The organism is Paenibacillus sp. FJAT-27812 (assembly GCF_001273905.1).
In the GTDB taxonomy this organism is placed as follows: Bacteria; Bacillota; Bacilli; order Paenibacillales; family Paenibacillaceae; genus Pristimantibacillus.
On sequence record NZ_LIGH01000001.1, the window covers coordinates 6,105,858 to 6,126,273 of the forward strand.

The following is a 20,416-nucleotide window of genomic DNA, read 5'->3' on the forward strand; positions in this document are numbered from 1 at the left end:
ATTTGTCCAAAAAACAGATGAGGCCAAATATCACCCCATCGGTGTGCAGCACATTTTTGATTTTTGCATACTTGTGTTAAGCAATTGAATGGATCGCAGCACCGTATCTCGCTCAAACTCATTCATAAATGAAAAAACCTCGTCAAGATAATCCGTCATCATTTTATCAATCGAACCCGCTACGAACTTTCCTTCCGTAGTAAGTGACAACAAATACACTCTTCCATCTTCGGGAGATGCTGTTTTCTTAACTAGCTTCCTCTTTACTAATGACTGTATTTGCCGGCTAAAGGTGGTGATGTCTACACCAAGCGTATCAGCGACCAATTGCATGGACGGCATGGACTGGCGGTTAATTTCGTATAAGATATGGCTGTGTATGAGCGATATATCTTGCCCGCCGATCTGGCAACAGTTCTTGCTTAACAAACCAAACTGTCTTGCAAGGATTTGCAGTAGCTCACGTGGATTGTTCATTATTCATACCTCCTGTTCTATTTATAACGGATTTACTTGTAATATGCAAGTTGTTTTTTTATATTCGTTCATACTTATATAATCCTTTACTTATATTAAAAAGCGGAGTATATTAGCGAGAGAAGAAATGGCACAGGAAGAGCTAGCTTGATGTACGCATTCTAATCCGATACAGGAGTGATTTGATGAAACAACCGATCGACTCTCTTTCCGAAACTTTAAAATTGTTGTCTGACAAAACTCGCCTTACTATTCTAGCCATGCTTAAAGAAAAAGAATTATGCGTCTGTGATATCGTCGCTATTTTAGAAACGACACAGCCTAATGTAAGCCAGCATTTAAAGAAATTAAAAGTGGGCGGTTTGGTCAATGAAACTAGGCGCGCACAATGGATTTACTATTCTTTGAATATCGAAGACAAGCCTTATCTTCGTGCAATCGTGGATGAACTTCCATCGATGAAAGAAGAGCTTGGGAAGTTGTGTCCTGATTGTTGCAATTAATGAGCAGCTTTCATTACAGCAGCTCTGAAGAAAGCTTTTAGGAGGAGATATGTTAGTACTTGCATCTGTTATTTTTGTAGTGACACTCATCTTCGTCATATGGCAGCCAAAAGGTTTGAATATCGGCTATTCGACTGTTGGCGGGGCTGTTATTGCCTTGCTGTGCGGCGTCGTTAATTTGCAGGACGTGTGGGATGTAACCGGCATGGTCTGGAACGCCACACTCGCTTTTGTCGCCGTTATTTTGATCTCCTTGATCTTGGATGAGATTGGTTTTTTCGAATGGTCAGCGCTCCATATGGCGCGTTTTGCCAAAGGAAACGGTTATCTCATGTTTACCCTCGTCGTGTTGCTGGGTGCTGCCGTCGCTGCTTTTTTCGCAAATGATGGCGCTGCACTCATTCTTACGCCGATTGTACTCGCAATGGTACGAGCTTTAAAATTTGATGACCGCATGATCCTTCCCTTTATTATGGCGAGCGGATTTATTTCCGATACGGCGTCGTTGCCGCTTGTAGTCAGCAATCTGGTTAATATCGTTTCTTCCGACTTTTTTGGGATTGGATTTGCCGAGTATGCAAGCAGGATGATTATTCCGAACTTCTTTGCGGTTGGCGCCAGTTTGCTCGTTTTATTTCTTCTATTCAGAAAGAGGATCCCAAAAAGCTATGATCTGAGCCAGCTTAAACAGCCTCGAGAAGCCATTAAAGATATGCGCTTGTTTAAGCTGTCTTGGATGGTCTTAGCCGTCTTGCTCATTGCTTATCTAGTTAGCGAGTTTATCCATGTTCCTGTATCGATTATCGCTGGACTGGCAGCTATCGTCTTTATTATTGCGGCGCGCAAAAGCTCTGTTATCCATACTGGCGCTGTCATTAAAGGCGCTCCATGGTCGGTTGTCGTTTTTTCCATCGGCATGTATGTCGTCGTTTACGGACTGCGAAATGTCGGACTTACGGATCAGCTTGGCGAAGTGTTTCAATGGACAGCGGATCAAGGCTTATTTATGGCCACCATCGGTACAGGCTTCATCGCGGCCATCCTCTCGTCCCTCATGAACAATATGCCTACGGTTATGATTGATGCTTTAGCTATCCAAGGAACGACCACAACCGGTGTTTTGCGAGAGGCGCTCATTTATGCAAATGTTATCGGTTCTGATCTAGGCCCTAAAATTACGCCAATCGGGTCGTTGGCTACTTTGTTATGGCTGCATGTTCTGTCCAAAAAAGGCGTGAACATTACATGGGGCTATTACTTTAAAATTGGAATCGTGCTCACGCTTCCCGTGCTTTTCATTACATTGGTTGGCCTTTACTTATGGCTTAGCATCATACACTAAACGAAATCATAAGGAGATATACAATATGGAAAAGAAGCTGGTCTATTTTTTGTGCACAGGCAATTCATGCAGAAGTCAAATGGCGGATGGTTTTCTTAATGCCCTCGGAAGCGAACAATACGAGGTGAAAAGCGCTGGTCTCGAAGCACACGGCTTGAACCCGAGAGCTGTACAAGTAATGAAGGAAGCAGGCGTAGATATTAGCCAAAACGCTTCTAACGTTATAGACCCTGTGTTGTTGAATCGCGCTCATTATGTCATTACGTTATGCGGACACGCCGACGAGCACTGCCCTGTAGTTTCCAATCCGAATGTAGTAAAGTGGCATTGGGGCTTTGATGATCCCGCTAAAGCAACGGGCACGGAAGACGAAATTATGGAACAGTTCCGAGCCGTTAGAGATGCCATTAAGTCGCGCATCGAAAAATTCGTGACAGAAGGACAATAATCTTCTTTTGTTGGACAGGCTGCCGATCGTTCGGCAGCCTATTGTTGTAAAGGTTACGTTACTCGAAATCTTCCTCCGTCAAATCCATATTGACGCCCGCAGCGGTGCGGCTGCCGGAAGCCGCAGCAAATATTAATTGGGATGGCATTTCGTTTGCAGCGTCCCCCGCGGAGTATATGCCAGGTATCGAGGATCTTCCCCATTCATCCGTCTTAATGCCGCCAGACTCCGTCCTCTCGCAGCCCAAATTTTCTCCAAGCGCTGCGCTTGGCACTAATTTTGGAGACACGAAGCCGCCGTACCTTGGAATCTCCGTACCATCCGCAAACCGAACAAGCTCTAGCCGCCCATTTTGCCCGATGAACGCCGACACAGGCTGCTCCATCACGACGACACCTTTTGATTCCAGCTGCTTTCGCTGTAATTCGGACAGGGATGCTTTACCGTTCGTGCAGACGACCAAATCCTTGCTCCAATTGAAAATCATTTTGGCCAAGTGAAAGAGGGACGGATGATCGGAAACGACGACGAGCGGCCGGTCCCTTAGCTCCCAGCCATCACAATACGGGCAGTTAAACAAGCTTTTCCCATACAGCGGATAAAACCCTTCGATCTCAGGAAAAATCTCCTTCACGCCGGTTGCCAAGATTATTTTTCTCGCTAGGATTCGATCGCCCGAGGATACATTTACTTCAAATCCCGATTCTTTTTTTTCAACCGAAACTACCTCGATCTGCAGATGCTCGACAGACGGATAACGCAGCACCTCCTCATAAGCAATGCGGCGGAACTCAGACGGCGTTACGCCATCTCTCGTAATAAAGCCGTGAGACGCATGCGTAACGGCATTTCTTGGTTTATTGCTATCGATCAACACAACGCTTCTCTTTGCTCTGCCAAGCACAAGGGCTGCATTTAGCCCGGCGGGACCTCCGCCAATAATAGCGCAATCGTAAATCATGAACTCATCTCCTGTTATGTGGATATTAAAGACTCTTTTTGTCTATAATATAGCGAAAAAAACGCATATTATATACGCCAAACACAATCCGGCTTAACCCGAAAGCATGAACGAGCATTCGCGGCATGTGCGGTGCATCATTCATTGCTTTTGAAAAACTCATGTTAGCAGCGCCAGTATTAGAGACTTACTATATCTATAATATCCTTGATTTTTAGGATGTGTCAAGCAATGCTTTTTTTAAACGCTACGTTTAGGCAATCCATATCACCTTCCCCAAACGCTAAATTCTTCACTGCACTTTGTTTTAGTAATTTGCAGATACGTATGTCTCGTAATGATAGACCCGATCTCGGATGAACCATTTCCTTTGCCATAAACACAAAGCGTATCTATGGGCGTTCGCCGCCCGTCTTGGCTGACATAATAATATTGGTCGGTCACCAGTCCATACTCCATATCGGGTTTGGACGTATCAAATGTTCCGTCAGCGTTTATCGGTATGACATCAAATTTTCCTTCCTTAACAAGCATTGGTGCTCCTTTAACGTTGTAATTCACCTGAATATTTCCCTCAAAGCCCTCCGGGATTAAATAAATATCATCCGTCGAAGAGGTTCTCGTAAGCCAGAAGCCAGCAATAACCGCTATCAAAGCTAAAACCCCAATTAGTCCCACGAATAAGTCAACGGCACCATACTTACGATGTTTGATCATCCATTCTTCTGCTCCCCTCTTATGTATCTATTAAAAACTATACCCTTCATCTCAAATAAAGATTAGTTCTATCATTTGTAGTACCCCATAAACAAAGAACAGCCTGCCATGGCAAGCTGCTCCTACCATTCCTTTTCGATTTATTCAGATGAAGATCGAGCCGCCATTTACAAAAATCATTTTCCCCGATATGCAGGATGCATCGTCTGATGCCAGCAGCACGTAGGCTGGAGCCAGCACGCAACGCCATCGATTAGTAAGCTCAAAAAATTTATTTTGCTTGTTTGTGGCTTTTTGTTGAGCTGCGGTGTCTAATTGAATGTAAGGTCAAGAGGAGGTACTTACCATGTCTGGAGCTCAAGACAACTACTCTGTTTATCCGGATGAACAGGGTAACATCAAAAATTTTCAAATCGCCTACGAGCAATATCGCCATCGAATTTGCAAATATTTCGCATTGAAAATAAATCCGATCGTTGCAGATGACTTAACACAACAGGTTTTTTTAAAGGCAATCGAAAACATCCATACCTTCAAAGAAAACGCGAGTTTATTCACTTGGATTTTCAAGATTGCTCAGAACACGGTGAAAAATGAATTTCGAAGCTTATCACGAAAAAAAGAAATACCCTATGATTTTGTAAAATATGAATCACAGTCTATCTCTCTTGATTTTGCAAAAAATGTTGAGATTCGTATTGATATTGGTGCTGCGTTAAAAAAACTAACTGAGCTGGACCAACAAATTATTACTTTGCGTTTTTTTGTTGATTGTACCTTATTGGAAATTTCCAAAATCGTTGGGATGCGCGAGAGTGCGGTCAAAAACAGACTGTACCGGTCTTTAGAGAAATTAAGAAGAGAATTAAAAGAATGGGGTGACATTACTATAATGTCTATTCAAGATATGATATCAATCGTAAATAAAAGTGAAACAAATGACATGGCTGATCGTCTGAAGAAGGTTCATCAAGACTTATTTCATGAGCTTAAGGATAAGGTCGAAACCATTTCGTTGAAGTATAAGCACCAGCCGTCAAGAAAAATCATCATTGAAATTTATCCGGACCTACCTACCTTCCATCAAGCCGTGGGAGAAGAAAATGCGCCTAATTGGTTCATGGGCACCTTTGAGGAAAACGATTTGAAAATTGTTTCTCCTTTGAATCCCGGACCGGAGCATACGTATCAATCCATTCTAAAATCCACCGTGCACTTGTTTACAATGTGGTTAATCACTGACATTAATCCGCTTGCTCCAAAATGGGTTCGTCAAGGCATTGGAGGATATGAGTCAAAAGGAATGAGCGAAGAATTCATCAGGAGCAGTACTTTGGATATCATTGATACGCTTGTTATCCCGTCTTTTCAGGAGTTAAATAATGATACTTGGGATTTTGAAACGATGAAAGGATTTCAATTTTCATATTTAATCGTGGAATTCGTTATCGATAAATATGGTTTAGACGCATTAAACAAGGTGATTAGAAATCCGAATGATTTTAATGGAATCTTTCAACGATCTGAGCCCGAGTTGTATGATCAATGGGTGGAGTATGTAAAGAACAAACGTCAACAACCTTAACTCTACTCAATCCCCCCATAAATGAGCTGCCAAGGCGCTTCCGAATGAAAATAGAGCTAGAAACTAGCTCTATTTCATTCAAATAAGCGGAAATTCCAAAATCAAGTCTAAAAGTTAGCCTTACTCTGCGCATTTCCCCCGCCAAAGGTATAACCGCACTTCCATCTACCCCAGACATGTTCGTAGTTAAAGCGCTTGATTAGTCTCCAGCAATCTCAATACAATTACCGTAGCTTCCGCTCTTGTTGCTTGATCACCCGGTACAAACCTATTGCCTCCACGGCCTTGCATGATGCCTTTTTGAGCAACAATCTCTACCCATTCCTTGGCCCAGCTCGGAATGCTGCTGTTGTCCGCGAAAGTGATTTGCGTGCCATCACTCTCTTGTATTTTCAAGCTTCGAGCGACTATTGCTGCCATTTCCGCTCTCGTAATCGTTTGATCACCCCGGAATGAGTGATCCTCATAACCTTGAATGAGTCCCGCTTTTACCGCTTTCGCCACTTCTGGCTTTGCCCATTCAGGGATTTTCTTCGCGTCGGTAAACGTTAGGCTGCTTTGTTCCTGTAACTGCAAAGCACGGGACAGGATTACAGCAAACTGTGTCCGAGTGATCGAGCCGTTTGGAAGGAAGCTGCCATCTGGGTACCCGGCTATCATCCCTTTGCTTGCCGCCTCCATAATGCTATCTTCCGCCCAGTGACCTTTGATATCCGTAAACGAGATTGCCGCCGCCGCAGCGATTAACACTTTTTTGTCCAATGTGTAGGTCAGGGATTGCAGGTGGCTATCTACAACCTTCATGGCATCCCATTTTATAGCAGCGGCTTCATTTGTCTTAGCTTTGAATTTCAAAGTTCCAATAAAAACATCTCCTTCTTCCCCCGCAATGTTGCCGATTTTCGTATGAGCAATAGTAATTTCTTGGTCCTTCTTAATTGGAGAGACCGAGAAGCCTTTCATTTGCGATTTGGATTCGAGTAGTTCCAGCTTCTTGGGGTCATAGGTGAACTTAGCCTCGTATGCGTACATATCCTTGATATGCTTGCCGTCCATCCTGATGGTAACGGTTTCGCCTGCTTTTAGTTTCTGCTTGTCAGCGGTCAATTGAAACGCTGGAGAGTCCGCCGCAAAGGCAGCGAAAGGCAATAGACTTGGGGAACAAATTATACTCATTAATAGAATAAAGATCATTTTTCGTTTCATGTGAGCACTCCCTTTCGAATGATTGCGACTACTCTAAAATTTTTCGAGCCACCCCGACCAAATCTTCCAGATCAACCTGCCCATCTCCGTTAATGTCTGCGGCCTTAGCTTCATTCCAATTCGGGCTGTTCTTATCTTCTCCGTAGTGCTTCGAGATGATTGCCAAATCACCGATACTTACCTTGCCATCCCCGTTCAAATCTCCGACAAGCGTACTGCCGCCTGAGATATTTAACACGATCGACATCGTTTCGGCAGCGGTTTCGACACCTGCTTCATCAGCCAACACAGCCTCTGCAATGCTGATTTCGCTGCTGCCGGAGCTTTCCGGTTTCACTTTAAAAGCTAACTGAAGCAAAGTAGCATCATCTGCAATCGCATGTTGAGCCCCTAGACTCGCGAGCAACAGCCTGATTTCCCCTGGACTGTTCATTTCCTTCTCAATAAGTCCTAACCCTTCACGTAGATTTTGTTCACCTATAAACTCTAGCTTCGCTGCGTCATAGTTGATCGTAATATCTTCCGCAACAACAGCTTTCGTCAACTGGCTTAAGCTTAAATCTAAGATAACGGTTTGGCCAGGTATGACATTCGTATCTTGGGCAGCCAATTTCACCACATTGGCAACCATTTCTTTGCGCAAGGAAATCGTGTGCGTCGCGCCAAGTGCCCCGGACGTATTCACTTCCAGCTTTATAGCAGGTGATACTTGCAGGATATCTACCGTGCTGTCCTTGCTGACCAAAGCATAGCCCTCCCTTGCAATTTCAACCGTTACCTTGCTTTGAGACTGGGTTGGATCGGAGACCGAGATGGTGAGCTCGCCATTTTTCTCCTTGACCATCACGGAAGCCGGCTGATTCGACGTAATGAAGGAAGCAGTGCTTGCTTTCCAGAAATTCGCTGCCGTAATGCCTAGCGTTTTTTCATGAACGGCCTGAACGTCCGGCGTATTGCTAATAATCTCGATTTGCGGATTACCGCTATAATGGGCAGAAGCCGCTTCGTCCTTCCCTGGCAGCAGCACATAAGAATAATCTGCATGGCTTGGTTTTACGCCATGCTCTACCGCTAGGCTCAAGTAATTTCTAGTGATGAGATCCGTCGTGCCATCTAATTTGTTAATATCGGCATAGCTGCCGGTTCTCGCCTCGCGCAGCCCTTTCAGGTTAACGCCCCCCGGAAAATAATAACCAATATCCGATCCGGGTACATTGCCTGCGAGATGCGCCCAATGTACCCCCGTTAAAGTCTCTGACAAGCCTAGTTCACTCGACTTCAACACACCATCAACAGTCAGCTTGTTACCGCCAAGCTCATTGAGCTTGCGATTCTCTACAATCGTTTCAACTGGACGGTTGTCCGTGCTAGTGATGCCTGCCCCTAACGCCACTATTTCATCATCGAATGTAAACCAGGATTTCAGGCCGCTTAGCGAACTGCCAGTCACCTTCGATAAGGAGAAATCCATCCCTGCAGCGCCATATAGCCCCTCCAAAGAAGAACCTCCGACCCATTTTTTCGTATTCGGATAGTTCGCCCATTCTCCCGGCGTTTTCCCCTCACCCGAACGGTCTGTCGTCGTTCCCGCTAATCGGAAGGAATCTACCGTCGCCCAAAATGCGTCACGGTACTGTGTTTGATCCTGATTGTACAGCGTAGTCATGCCTATGCCGGTATACCAGCCTTTCTTGTTTTCTGTGTTCCCGTATTCAAAGGCTGAGATTCTGTCCGAGAACATACTGATTCCTAAACCAAAGCCTGGGCGTAGATGCACGACTCGATCCATTCCGGCAAACACCTGATGTTTAAGCAATTCCCCTCTCGGCGAAATCGAATTGTCATTCATCAAGGACTTTACGAGCTGCATCTCATATAGCGACACGTCCTCCACATAACTCGCTTGTTTATCCTTCTGAATCCATTCCTTCACCATGCGCTTGAACGCCAGTGCCTTGTTCCCCGGAGCGGTATCCGCCAATCGCAGGATGGACAAAATCATCGATTTGGCGCTTCCGTCGGCAGCTCGCGAGATGCCGCGTCCGTTAACCATATCCATCGACAAGCCGTTATAAATGATCGGTTGAAAAGCATTTATAACCCAATCGTACACGTTGCTGACGTTCGGATCGGTAATCGGCCATGGCGAATCTTTAAGTATGTACGCCATATCCGCAGTACGCGCCAACCATTGCGCACCATAACCCCCCGTGTAAGCAACGTAGAAATGCTGAACGACAGATCCATCCCGATATACGCCGTCTCCCTTATCCGTATACTTGTACTCATTGCCGATCGGGGCGAGGCCTTGTGCAATCTTTGCCGCGGACTTACCGATGACGCCGCGAAGCGACACATTAAACGCTTTATCCATCAGGTTAGCGCCGACTTCCTTAACCCCGCTTACATCGCGTCTGGTCGGGTCCGGCAAAAACCGATCGAACGCTTTCAAGTAGTTTTGAAGCTGCTCCGGAGACAAATCCGCATACATGAGCACCATCAAGTCGTTCAACGTACGGGGCGTTGAAATCTCCCAAACGTACCAGTTGCCGTATTCATTTAACCGTTCATTATAACGATTGACATATAGCCAATCCATGCCCTTGATAATAGCTGCTTTCAGCGTTTCATTCTGGTAAAAAGCAGAGCCCTGAATCGAATAACTCAGCGCCATCGCTTTTAAACGCTCATAGGATTGGCCGAATTGATAAGGATCCGTCTTGCTCGCAAGGTCGGTCCAAAGGGTGGTTCTCCCTTCGTTTTTGTCCATCGTGTCCCAGTAGCCGGTATGCTCATTATTGCTGACGCTATGAGTCAACTGATCCAAATATGCGGTTGCATCGGCATCCATGCCATCGTTATTTGGTAACCCTGTTAGTCTTACAAACCATTTCTGGCGCATTGTGTCATACGCCCCGAGCATATCCTCTGACTCCACGCTTACCGTACTTTCACTGTAAAATAAACCGTCTTCCGTCATCGCCCGAATGACTGCTGTCCCTGCTGCTTTCGCAATTACTGATCCACCATCGACCGACGCAACCTCTTCATTTGATGAGCTCCACAGGATTGGCTTGCTTGAGGCTCCGCTCGGAATCGTATTAGCGGTCAGAACGGCTGATTTCCTCACCTCCAACGTTATGGACGAAGGTTCAATTTTAATGGCTGTCATACCGTCCCACTCCTCAAGCCGAAGATCATCAAACCAAGCCGTACCGGTTCCGGTTTCGAGAAACGGTTCAATTTTAAGCTTGCTCGCCGTTGCCGGAACGGTCATGACCGCTTCGTGCTTTGTCCAATCCTCCGTACCTTTTAATACAACCGTTTTGGGACCGTCACTTACCTTGCTTCCTGTGCTGGTCAAATACTGGGTGCGAACGAATACGCCATTCTCTGAAACTACGTTTGCTGTTTTCATCCACACGCTCAGCTTATACGATTTCCCTGGCGTTACCTGCACCGTAGCTCCGATCGATCCCCTGCTGCTTGTCGGAGCGTCAATTCTGACCGATTTAGAACCTTCGCGGTATACGGAGCTATCTACAGAAGCGATAGGGTTACCGCTCGGATACCACTCCGTCCACCCGACAGGCTCGATATTATCCGTCCATTTATTTCTTGCTGTTGTTCTCGTCTCCTCAAAGCTGCCATTAGGTATTACATTTTGGGGCGGATCTGCAGCCACGGCAATGGATGCCCCAGGTGCAATGAGACCGATTAACAATGACATGCTAAGAAAAAAAAGACGTATTTTCCGCATATTGTTCTCCCTTCGTATTCCCTTCAAGTAAAATGAGGAGGAGAATGGTTCTCCTCCTCATTTGGGCTTTCGCTAACCGATCATAAGCTTGGCAACTGCAGCCAAATCGACAATATCAATTTTGCCATCATGATTGAGATCGAAGCGCTTCACATCTTGCCAATCTGAACTTGTCGTATCTTTGCCGTAATGTACGGCAATCAAGGCCAAATCGCCTACGCTTACTTTCTCGTCACCATTGAAATCGCCAGGAATGCCAGGCTCTTCTGCAATCACCTTAATGCCAAGAGAAGCTAACTCAGCTGTTGTCTCAGCTCCTTGCTCATCGCCCAGAGTAGCAGAAGCAATGGAGATCGTTCCTGTTGCTGTCTCCGCAACCTCCTTAGCCTTAAAGGTAAGCAGCGCTATTTCAGCGTCCTGCGTCAGTGCTTGCCCTGCTCCAAGGCTGGCGATAATGAATTGGAGTTTTCCGCTTGCTCCTACTTCCGAGTCCACTATGGTTACGCCATCGATTAACGAAGCCGCCTCCACGAATTCGAAGAGGTTCGCATCGTAATTCAATGCGATGTGCTGCGCATAAACCTTTTGTTCGACTCCGCTTAATCCGTATTTTATCGCGAATGATTTTCCGCTCTGGATAGATTCCGGTCCGGTTAATGTAGTCGCTAAACGCTCCGGCTTATCTACGGATACTTTGAGCCTTTCCGTTTTGTAAGTCGTTTTGACATCCGATGATGCATATTTGATGTTATCGAATCCGAATGTCCGTCCGCTCGCGTTATCCCAAACAAACGCAAGTGAAATCCGGTCAAAGCTTTTTATGGCCGTGGTCGTCTTAACAAGCTGATTGTCGATATACATCTTTAAATCTGTGCCCGACGTATAATCCCATTTAAGTTCATGCCAGCCAACCGTGCGCGGAATGGAGGTTTTCTCCCAAGCGGTAGCGGAACTGCTAGCTCTTATCGAATAATTGTCCAAATTGCCTACAGTGCCGCCGTCAAAAAATATGCCCATTGCAGCAAAAAGATTTTCTCGTTTATTGCCGACATGGGATACGACTCTCGTACGTCCGTCTTTCGAACCGTCATCATATAACATCATCGTTACGATGCCTTGCTGATTGGGTCCAAATACTTTTTCAACAGCTGGCGGATTGTCATATAGGACGCCGTATTTGCCATGATAGGCCACTTTATCCGATAGCTTGCCGCCTGACCCGCTCGTTGGCGGATTTTGCTCCGTCACAAAATCTCCCCAACCATTTTCAAAGCTTTCCGAATAGATAAGATTTTTGTATTCTTGTATGTCAGCAGTTACGCCAATTTCATTTACTCCCGCTAAATCGCCTGTGAAGGTAAGTTTGCCGGTAAGCGGATCAACGGCAGCATGGGGGTTGTCGGTTTCATAAGAAACTTTATAATACGGCGGATTGTTTACTGTACCGCCGCCCTGCATTTCACCGTCAATTCTGAGCTGTACAGTCTTCTTATCCTCGGACAAATATGCGTCATCAGAAGCGACGATATATTTATTTACCGGTGTGCTCGGATGAACGGTGACCTGGCTAGTCGCTTTCACGCTGGCATTCACAACGCTTTGTGCCGTTATCGCCGCAGTGCCAACAGAAATAGCCGAAATCTTGCCGCTTGCATCCACCGAAGCGACGGATGGGTTGCTGCTGGACCATTTCACTCCCTTTAACCAAGCATCGGCAGGCAGCACGGTTGCGGTAAGAGCAGCACCCGACTGTCCTAAATAGAGCTCCGTTGCCGTTTGATTAAGCTTTATTTCCGTCGGCAAAACCTCTGGCTTAACGATTACAGGCGGATCATTCGAAAATTCATGAGCGCCAATATCTGCAGCGCCGCTAATATTATTGTTAAAGAAGTCCTTTGATGCTGCTGCCCATACAGATGGCGTCAAGCTGGAAACATCCGCCCCCGCATTAATTAGCGGCGAATCGCTGAGCAATTTATAACCATCCAATGCGGCAGCGTTGAATGCATCCAAACCGGAGATTATATTTTTCGGCTCTTCCCCCGGTCTCGCGAACCTAGGACTTTCAAAAATACTGTTTTCCAACACAACGCCTGAGAAGCTTTGTCCTTTAATATCGCTCCCCGGATAAAATGCGTTGTTTTTAATCTCACCGCCGGCGAACGTGTTCGAACCCATATTCATCGTGCCTTTTGCCATAAAGATATTGTTATAGAGCTTGGCATATCGATTCGTATGGCTGAAGATTTTAGTGTTGATGTTCGAATCGGCAAAGAACGTATTATTATGGATCAACGGTGCATCATTTGCGGTTGTCGGCAAATAATGAAGCAAATACGCTCCATTGCCGTCATTCACGCTAATATTGTAACGGACTAGCGAATTTCTTGAGCCGCCCATGAATAAGATAAAGCCTCCTCTATTATCATGGCTGTAATTATATTGATAGAGCGTACCTTCACTAAACATATCAACGTCGAATGCTTGGCCGTCATTATAGCCAAACTTGCCGCCATAAACCTCGTTATATTGAATGACCGTATCTTTTACGGCGATAACCCACAAGCCCGCATAATTGACATTGCCGACGTTTTTGAAGGAATGATCAACAACGGTGTTATATTCGATTCTGCCATTGGTCCCGATATTGCTCATGACGATGCCGTCGCCTTGCACCTTCTCGATATAGTTATTTATGAATTGCACATTCGTCAGCACTTTCGGGAAGTTAGCCGTTACGTCCCCTTCCTTATACAATCCTGCATTTCTTATGCCTTCAATATCAACATTAATGACCTTGTTGTTTTCCACGAGTGCATCGCTGATATTGCCTAGCAGAAGAATTCCGCCGCTGCCCATTTTATGTCCTTTGGGATTGCCGTTAACGTCGTGGACGTAGTTGTTTTTTATGACAATGCCTTTGTGGGCGTTAGCCAGCCACTGTGCCTGATTTGTTGCAGAGGTTTTAATCGCGATACCTGCTCTTTGCGAAATGATCGTTTCACTATAATTCGTTACCTCAAAGTTATTGATTTCTAGGTAACTGCCGTCTGTAATATCGATTACCGCAGACTGCGTTTTGTCCGATACCCCGCTGTAATACGTATATAGTGAGAAAGGTTCAGTCGTTGTCGTACCGTTTCCATTAAGGATTGGCCTGCTATTCGGATCTGTACTGCCGTATTTATCGAAGATAATCGGCGCTTCTGCAGTTCCGGCTATGTTCTTTAGCTTTAAGCTGCCCGCCCATACATCACCTGCTTTAAACAGGAATTTATCGCCCGGCTGCATAGCTGCGGTACTAATCTTCTCTAGCGACTTCCAAGGCTTCGCTTGCGATAAACCGTTATTATTGTCATTGCCTTCAGAAGAACTGATGTAATAGGTTGTGCCGGAAGCAGCGTGCGCTTCCTTTGGAGATATCGTGGGAACAAGTAAGGCGATCATAAGCGCAATCATAATAAAAGTGCGGTTCGTCTTATAAATCCGTCTTTTTCTCATTTTACAACTCCTCTTTACCGTCATTTTTCCATACGATCCCTGACTAACAATAAAAACGATCCATCCTGAAACGTGCTCCCTTTCGTCCCCCTTATTTTTATTTCTTATTGTTTCACCTCAAGAGAATGAAGTGTAAATAAGCTTATCCATTCCATTTTCGTTCATTACTTCGAAGCGTTGACCGGAAAGCGCTTTCAAACAATGCGATACGTTATGTATCCATTGTAATTTGAGTTCATCTATTCAATAATTGACAAACTTTACTTATACGAGACTATTTTTACTCCTTTTAATCTTTTGTGTTGAAGCGGGGATTATCTCCAACCAATCATGTGTTTATTCGAAAAAAAGGGTGCTCCTACGCCAGAATGACGTAATAAGCAACCCCTTTTTCCCTAGCTTTATTTGCCTATAATCTGCGAAGCAACAGCAGATAGATCGAGAATATCAATTTTGCCATCACGGTTTATATCGGCAATCTTCACTTGCTGCCAGTCTGGGCTTGCTATCGTCTTCCCATATTGAGCCGCAACGATCGCTAAGTCACCAACGCTTACTTTGCCATCATGATTGACGTCAGGCGAACCTTCCGCTTGGTCTGGCATAATAGTAACGGCAAGCGTGGAAGGCTTCGCTTTCGCTTCGTTGCCTTGCGCATCTCCTAGCAAGGCATCCGTAATCGCGATCGTTACCGTGATCGCCTCTTCAACCGGCTTTGCCTTGAACGTTAACTCGATGAGCGGCGTACTGCCTATTATCGCTTTTCCATCCCCTAAGCTTGCTGAGATGAGCCGAATCGTGCCTGGTGTATTTTCTGATTTGGATACGAGATTCACATCACCATTCAACGATTTGGCATCGACAAATTCCAATGCGGAAGCATCATATTGCAAGGTGAAATCCTCTGCGTAAGTGCTGGTTGTCACGCGGTTTAATTCCAAATTCACAGTAAAAGCTTGGCCTGAAGCGACCGCATCTTCGTTTAGAACCAACTTCGTGGCATTGTCAGGGAGCTCGACATTGATATGGGTGTCTAGTTCCGTCTTCGCTATTTTGATTTGGGCAATTTCTTGCTGCACCGCTTCTTTTGTTACGATTTTGGATGCAAATGTTTGCTCTGCTTCAGCTATTTTTTTCTTATACGTGTTCATCGCTGACGCTGGATATTGTCCTGGAGCTGAGCCTACAAGCTCGGTATTGTCCGCTAATTGCCTTGCAGCTTGGATCTCACTGTATAACGTGTCAATTTCGGTGATCGCCATACGCTGCGTGAGATCATCGTACAGCATTTGCACTTGCTCCGGATAAATAGCACTACTATACAACCGAGCTACACTAACGTCCCCATCCAGCACATAGTTCCCTCTATTGCTTGCCTCGGGATCCGCGCCGATCGCGAATTGAATGTCAGGCTGGCTCAAAGTGCCTGTGACCGCTATTGAACCTACATTCACGCCATTCAAATACATAACGATTTGCCCGCCATCATAGGCAGCAACTAAATGATAGATTTTCCCAGCCTGCAATTGAGCTCCTACACGCTTGTAGCCGCCATTGATATGCGCCCATAATTCCATTTTACCTGTGGATGTTGATTCGAAGCCCAGCCCTCCGCTTTGGGTGTTGCCGAACACATCTTGCGTACGGATCGTATTCAACTTGAACATGGATTCAATCGTAAATGCTTTCGTCACCGCTTTGATCGAGCTGCTTTTGGGAATGGCGAAATATTCATTCGTCGTTCCGTTCATGCGCCCAACGAATTGCCTAAACTCGGGGCTGTAAACGATTTTGGCGCTGCTGCCGGTCGATGTCGCATGATTCCTTGCAGGCGAGCGATCATTCGCCGTACCGTCTAAGAAATCGATATCAATGACATCAGCAACGGGCCTCTCGGTTGCAGGAGGTCTTACCTTCGTCGTCGCCTCCGCCGTTAACGGAACGTCACTCCGATTGCTGAATGCATCGATAGCTGTAACTTCGACTCTATACTTTGTCGCTGGCTGCAAGCCGCTTATTTCGAATGACAACTGCGATGGAGCAGGATCATCATACATTTGCGCGAATGCAAGAAAAGATTGAGCCGCCGCGCCTGTCGTTGCGTTGACGGCCTTCACCTCATAGGATCTGACGAACAAATTATCGGTGGCCTGTTCGAACGTTACGCTCATTTTGTTCGTACCTATGCTGGTTGGGTCAATGGCAGCTTTTGCAGCAGCCGGGAATGAAGGTTTAACTTTATCTCGGTCGCTTGTATACGTGAATTCGCTTTTAACCGCAGGATATTTAATCACCCAATCGTCGCCTGTCCAAGCATTCGTATGGAAATCTCTGCGCTTAATATGTACCTCATGATCAAGCACTTCGACGACAAGCCCTTGCGTGATTTCATCCGTTGGATGGATGCCTTGGATCTTGCCGGGCTCGAGCTCAGGATACCGCACCGCAGATGTGCCTACGGATGTGAAATCCTTCTGCATAACAGAACCGGGATCATCCAGCACATAATGAGAGTGCCCGGAGAACGTAATCACCTGAGGATACTTCGCTAACGTGTTATACAGCTTTGTCGCATTTTGCTTATGTCCCCACAAGTCGCTGCCGTAAACCGTGTTTGTTATAGGCTGATGCAAAAAAACAAAGATTGGTTTATTCGCGTCCTGCTCTTCCGCAAGCTTCACATCAAGCCAGTCTAACTGCGTATCGGACAGCGTTCCGTCACGTGTGCCATCCTCGCTGCCAAGTATTATAAAATGGTAGCCATTGATCCACTGGTCATAATAAATGCTGCTCATGCCTGTTTTTTCTTTAAATCGCTGCTGCGTGCCGCTAATATAATCATGGTTGCCAATCGTGAACAGCGGAACCGCATTCGGCTCTTTTCGTGCATGATAATTGCTCATCAAAGTATCGTACTGCGCTGCCGTGCCGGTATCGGTAATATCGCCTACTGCAGCAAATGCATCATAGCCCGGCGCAATTTGTTTCAATTGATTGAGGACCATTTGCCATTTGGGGACATCCTTTGACGTTTTGCCAATATGAATGTCGCTAACAACTGGGAATACGAGATTTTTCCCATCTGGCCGTGCTGTTATTGTGTGCAAATCCGAAGAAGCGGCATTTCCTTGGCCCACACTGATCATGGAGCCAAGCAGCTGTAATGTTAAAGCTGCGATCAGTATTTTTGACATGGCCTGCGAAATCCTCAAACGTTTGAACCTAACTTCCATCATTGAAATTCCTCCTCATTTCATTGTACGGGCAGTTGAGAATCGAATCGCCAAGCTGTTGTTGAATGATACGTTTTGTATCCATCCATTCTATACTGGAAATGATGGCTTCAATAATAGACAATCTTTACTAATACGAGACTATATTTACTACTTTTTATCCGCTGCATGTAATAAAGATGAAATCTATTTTTCATCTCGTTTTAAGGAAGTACGCCTATAATAAAAACAACCCCTTTTGTGTTATATATATAGTGAAGACCCACAGCACCGAATGCTGTGGGTCTCTTTTTGTCCAATTGGATCATTCATTTATGTTGTAGATTCGAGCCATTTTCCTTATATGTCCGGCTAGCTCCTCAATCAATTCAGCCGGCTCAATAACCATAACGTAGCTGCTATAGCTCAAAATACTGCGAACAGCCCGCTCCGTTGAGGAATAGTGTGCAATGACTGATAATGTCCCGTCCGAATGATCTGATACCTCATCATAGCCGAATTCATCTCTAACCCGTGTCTTCATTTCTGGCTGGAAGCGCAGGACTGCTCTCACCTTTTGAAAATCCGCTTTTTCCATGAATTGCTGTTCAACATCCTTCATGGTGTAGTTCCGGCGAATAAAGGTATCCGGCAAGCTGCTAAGATGAAGCATGCGGGAGAGCCTAAATACACGAATATCGGATCGTGTAAGGCAATAACCATATAAATACCAGACATACCCTTTGAGAAAAAGGCCCATCGGCTCAACCATCCGCTCCGTTTCCTGCCCTTTATTGTCCAAATAATGAAATCGAACCACCTTCAGCTCCTTAATCGCTTTGTGAAGTAGTTCTATTTTCCCTTTGTCGTTTGGTGCCGGTTTAAAATCAAGATCAACTTGAACGGAGCTTGCTCCGCTTGCCGGAGCAGGCATTAATGCGCCTATTCGCTCCAGCAGCTCGTTAATGTCTGAGCTGTCCGTAGCGGATTTGGCTCCTCGAAGCGCAGAGCAAATCGCCAAAAAATCGTCAAAGGACAAAACCTGTTTATCGATGCGATAACCCGACATAATTTCATACCCTCCATCCGAACCCGGAAATGATATGATCGGAATGCCTGCTTGGTTAATGGATTCCATATCTCGGTATATTGTGCGCAAGGAGACCTCGAAGCGTTCGGCCAGCTCAGTTGCGCTCACGCGGGTTTGGTTTAATAACGACATCGTTATAGCGAGCAATCTATCTAGTTTCACTCGAGGTTCCTCCCTGCCGGAAATATGGTTACTGGCTTAAGTTTCTAAAATAGTTCTACGCCTGCCTGCCTTTAACCTTCTTTGCTAATCTTATCTGAATCGGCTGAAGAAGCTTTGCAGCTCGGGAACTAGAAGATCAGGCGCATCTAATGCGGCAAAATGGGTGCCCCGCTCAAACTCCGACCACTGCACAATGTTCGTGTTGTCCCGAGTCGCAAAACGTTTCATCGATTTAAAATCATGCCCGAACACCGACACTCCCGTCGCCGTCGTGTTTGCTTCTTGCGAAGCTGCCTCCTGTGGATGGACATTCTCATAGTAAAGGCGGGCAGAGGATTCGGCTGTATTGGTCAGCCAATAAATCATTACATTTGTAAGCAGCGCATCACGGTCAATAAAATCGATATGATCACCGAAGCCGTTGAACAGCTCCGCTATCCAAGCAAGCTGACCAATCGGGGAATCAGAGAGCCCGTAGGACAGCGTCTGCGGACGCGTTTGCTGTATAGCGTTATAGCCTGCGCGCTCATGGAAGTTCGCCAAAAATTGCAAACGGCTTTGATCATCCTCCGATAGGTCAACCATCTCTTCCGGATTGCCGGATGGGAACGAGAACAGCTGCAGAACTTGAATCGCGAGCAGTCCTTTCGGCTTTTGAATGCCCATCTCACGGGATACTAGCGCGCCACAATCGCTTCCATGAGAGCCATATTTCTCGTATCCTAGACGGTTCATCAGCTCCGCCCATGCTCTCGCGATGCGAGAAATATTCCAGCCTGCATCAAGCTCCCCGCCCGAGAAGCCAAAGCCCGGCACCGAAGGTATAACAAGATGGAAAGCATTCGCCGGATCGCCGCCATAAGCACGAGGATTGGATAACGGACCGATTAGATTCCAAAACTCCACAATGGAGCTCGGCCAGCCATGCGTGAGAAGCAGCGGCAGCGCATTAGGCTCAGGCGAGCGTACATGCATAAAATGAATATTTGCGCCATCAATAGTCGTTGTGAACTGCGGAAATTCATTCAAGCGTTCTTCATGCTTGCGCCAGTCATATTCATTTTTCCAATACTCAGCTACCTCCTTTACATATGCTGACGATACCCCGTATTTCCAACCAGCATCCTGCAAACCATTCGCCCAGCGCGTATTCGTTAAACGATATTGCAGATCATCAAGCTGTGCCTGCGGTATATTAATTTGAAATGGGCGAATTTCCGTATCTAAAGCGTTAGCTGCTTGGTTTGTTTTAAACGTTGTCATTGTTATTGCCTCCTCGGATTTGGGTTTGTTTCGTTGTTCTGCTCTACACTTCTTATGATAAGGCATCCACCCTGACAGCATGATGTCAGGGTTGTAGAAGCAAATAAAAAAAAGCAGCCAAAGCAAAATTTCTGCTTGGCTGCCGGTCTTATTCCACCAGTGCTTCATCTCACAAAATTTTAAATCCCC

The 20,416-nt window shown here is 45.8% G+C and carries 13 protein-coding genes; 4 read left to right on the forward strand and 9 right to left on the reverse strand.

Annotated features, from left to right (window positions below; all coding sequences use genetic code 11):
* Window positions 1-30: 30 nt before the first annotated feature.
* Window positions 31-477, reverse strand: a complete 447-nt coding sequence (locus ADU23_RS26130) for a MarR family winged helix-turn-helix transcriptional regulator (protein WP_053376436.1) — start codon at window positions 475-477, stop codon at window positions 31-33.
* Window positions 478-662: 185 nt separating this feature from the next.
* On the opposite strand from ADU23_RS26130, the gene ADU23_RS26135 reads away from it, so the two are divergent.
* Genes ADU23_RS26135 through arsC form a run of 3 tightly spaced genes read left to right on the forward strand, consistent with a single transcriptional unit; the run spans window position 663 to window position 2,770 of the window.
* The gene (locus tag ADU23_RS26135; protein WP_053376437.1) at window positions 663-980 is read left to right on the forward strand and encodes an ArsR/SmtB family transcription factor; all 318 of its coding nucleotides are present in this window, start codon (window positions 663-665) and stop codon (window positions 978-980) included.
* Window positions 981-1,029: 49 nt separating this feature from the next.
* Window positions 1,030-2,322 (forward strand): arsenic transporter, encoded by a 1,293-nt coding sequence (locus tag ADU23_RS26140; protein WP_053376438.1) that lies wholly within the window; start codon window positions 1,030-1,032, stop codon window positions 2,320-2,322.
* 25 nt (window positions 2,323-2,347) lie between these two features.
* Window positions 2,348-2,770, forward strand: a complete 423-nt coding sequence (gene arsC / locus ADU23_RS26145) for an arsenate reductase (thioredoxin) (protein WP_053376439.1) — start codon at window positions 2,348-2,350, stop codon at window positions 2,768-2,770.
* A gap of 58 nt (window positions 2,771-2,828) precedes the next feature.
* On the opposite strand, the gene ADU23_RS26150 is transcribed toward arsC, so the two are convergent.
* The gene (locus tag ADU23_RS26150; RefSeq protein ID WP_053376440.1) at window positions 2,829-3,731 is read right to left on the reverse strand and encodes an NAD(P)/FAD-dependent oxidoreductase; all 903 of its coding nucleotides are present in this window, start codon (window positions 3,729-3,731) and stop codon (window positions 2,829-2,831) included.
* Window positions 3,732-3,998: 267 nt separating this feature from the next.
* Window positions 3,999-4,448 carry a DUF6843 domain-containing protein gene (locus ADU23_RS26155; protein ID WP_053376441.1) on the reverse strand — a complete coding sequence of 150 codons (450 nt, stop codon included), beginning with the start codon at window positions 4,446-4,448 and terminating at the stop codon, window positions 3,999-4,001.
* Window positions 4,449-4,794: 346 nt separating this feature from the next.
* On the opposite strand from ADU23_RS26155, the gene ADU23_RS26160 reads away from it, so the two are divergent.
* The gene (locus ADU23_RS26160; protein WP_053376442.1) at window positions 4,795-6,033 is read left to right on the forward strand and encodes an RNA polymerase sigma factor; all 1,239 of its coding nucleotides are present in this window, start codon (window positions 4,795-4,797) and stop codon (window positions 6,031-6,033) included.
* 186 nt (window positions 6,034-6,219) lie between these two features.
* Here ADU23_RS26160 and ADU23_RS26165 read toward each other — a convergent pair whose 3' ends face one another.
* From ADU23_RS26165 to ADU23_RS26190, 6 genes are all read right to left on the reverse strand, one after another.
* A complete protein-coding gene (locus ADU23_RS26165) occupies window positions 6,220-7,239 on the reverse strand; it encodes an S-layer homology domain-containing protein (protein ID WP_053376443.1) in 1,020 nt (339 codons plus the stop codon).
* A gap of 28 nt (window positions 7,240-7,267) precedes the next feature.
* The gene (locus ADU23_RS26170; protein ID WP_053376444.1) at window positions 7,268-10,999 is read right to left on the reverse strand and encodes a polysaccharide lyase family 8 super-sandwich domain-containing protein; all 3,732 of its coding nucleotides are present in this window, start codon (window positions 10,997-10,999) and stop codon (window positions 7,268-7,270) included.
* A gap of 72 nt (window positions 11,000-11,071) precedes the next feature.
* Window positions 11,072-14,500, reverse strand: a complete 3,429-nt coding sequence (locus ADU23_RS26175; protein ID WP_053376445.1) for a cohesin domain-containing protein — start codon at window positions 14,498-14,500, stop codon at window positions 11,072-11,074.
* A 401-nt stretch (window positions 14,501-14,901) separates the two neighbouring features.
* Window positions 14,902-17,736: a LamG-like jellyroll fold domain-containing protein gene (locus ADU23_RS26180; RefSeq protein WP_053376446.1), complete on the reverse strand. Its 2,835-nt coding sequence runs from the start codon at window positions 17,734-17,736 to the stop codon at window positions 14,902-14,904.
* 301 nt (window positions 17,737-18,037) lie between these two features.
* A complete protein-coding gene (locus ADU23_RS26185) occupies window positions 18,038-18,964 on the reverse strand; it encodes a helix-turn-helix transcriptional regulator (protein WP_053376447.1) in 927 nt (308 codons plus the stop codon).
* Window positions 18,965-19,054: 90 nt separating this feature from the next.
* Window positions 19,055-20,227: an epoxide hydrolase family protein gene (locus ADU23_RS26190; protein ID WP_053376448.1), complete on the reverse strand. Its 1,173-nt coding sequence runs from the start codon at window positions 20,225-20,227 to the stop codon at window positions 19,055-19,057.
* Between the last annotated feature and the right edge of the window lie 189 nt (window positions 20,228-20,416).

Bases quoted from the DNA above. Each gene is read 5' to 3' on its own strand.
- ADU23_RS26160 (WP_053376442.1), top strand. From the start codon at position 4,795: ATGTCTGGAGCTCAAGACAACTACTCTGTTTATCCGGATGAACAGGGT.
- arsC (WP_053376439.1), top strand. From the start codon at position 2,348: ATGGAAAAGAAGCTGGTCTATTTTTTGTGCACAGGCAATTCATGCAGA.
- ADU23_RS26170 (WP_053376444.1), bottom strand. From the start codon at position 10,999: ATGCGGAAAATACGTCTTTTTTTTCTTAGCATGTCATTGTTAATCGGT.
- ADU23_RS26165 (WP_053376443.1), bottom strand. From the start codon at position 7,239: ATGAAACGAAAAATGATCTTTATTCTATTAATGAGTATAATTTGTTCC.
- ADU23_RS26180 (WP_053376446.1), bottom strand. From the start codon at position 17,736: ATGATGGAAGTTAGGTTCAAACGTTTGAGGATTTCGCAGGCCATGTCA.
- ADU23_RS26130 (WP_053376436.1), bottom strand. From the start codon at position 477: ATGAACAATCCACGTGAGCTACTGCAAATCCTTGCAAGACAGTTTGGT.
- ADU23_RS26150 (WP_053376440.1), bottom strand. From the start codon at position 3,731: ATGATTTACGATTGCGCTATTATTGGCGGAGGTCCCGCCGGGCTAAAT.
- ADU23_RS26135 (WP_053376437.1), top strand. From the start codon at position 663: ATGAAACAACCGATCGACTCTCTTTCCGAAACTTTAAAATTGTTGTCT.
- ADU23_RS26155 (WP_053376441.1), bottom strand. From the start codon at position 4,448: ATGATCAAACATCGTAAGTATGGTGCCGTTGACTTATTCGTGGGACTA.
- ADU23_RS26190 (WP_053376448.1), bottom strand. From the start codon at position 20,227: ATGACAACGTTTAAAACAAACCAAGCAGCTAACGCTTTAGATACGGAA.
- ADU23_RS26175 (WP_053376445.1), bottom strand. From the start codon at position 14,500: ATGAGAAAAAGACGGATTTATAAGACGAACCGCACTTTTATTATGATT.
- ADU23_RS26140 (WP_053376438.1), top strand. From the start codon at position 1,030: ATGTTAGTACTTGCATCTGTTATTTTTGTAGTGACACTCATCTTCGTC.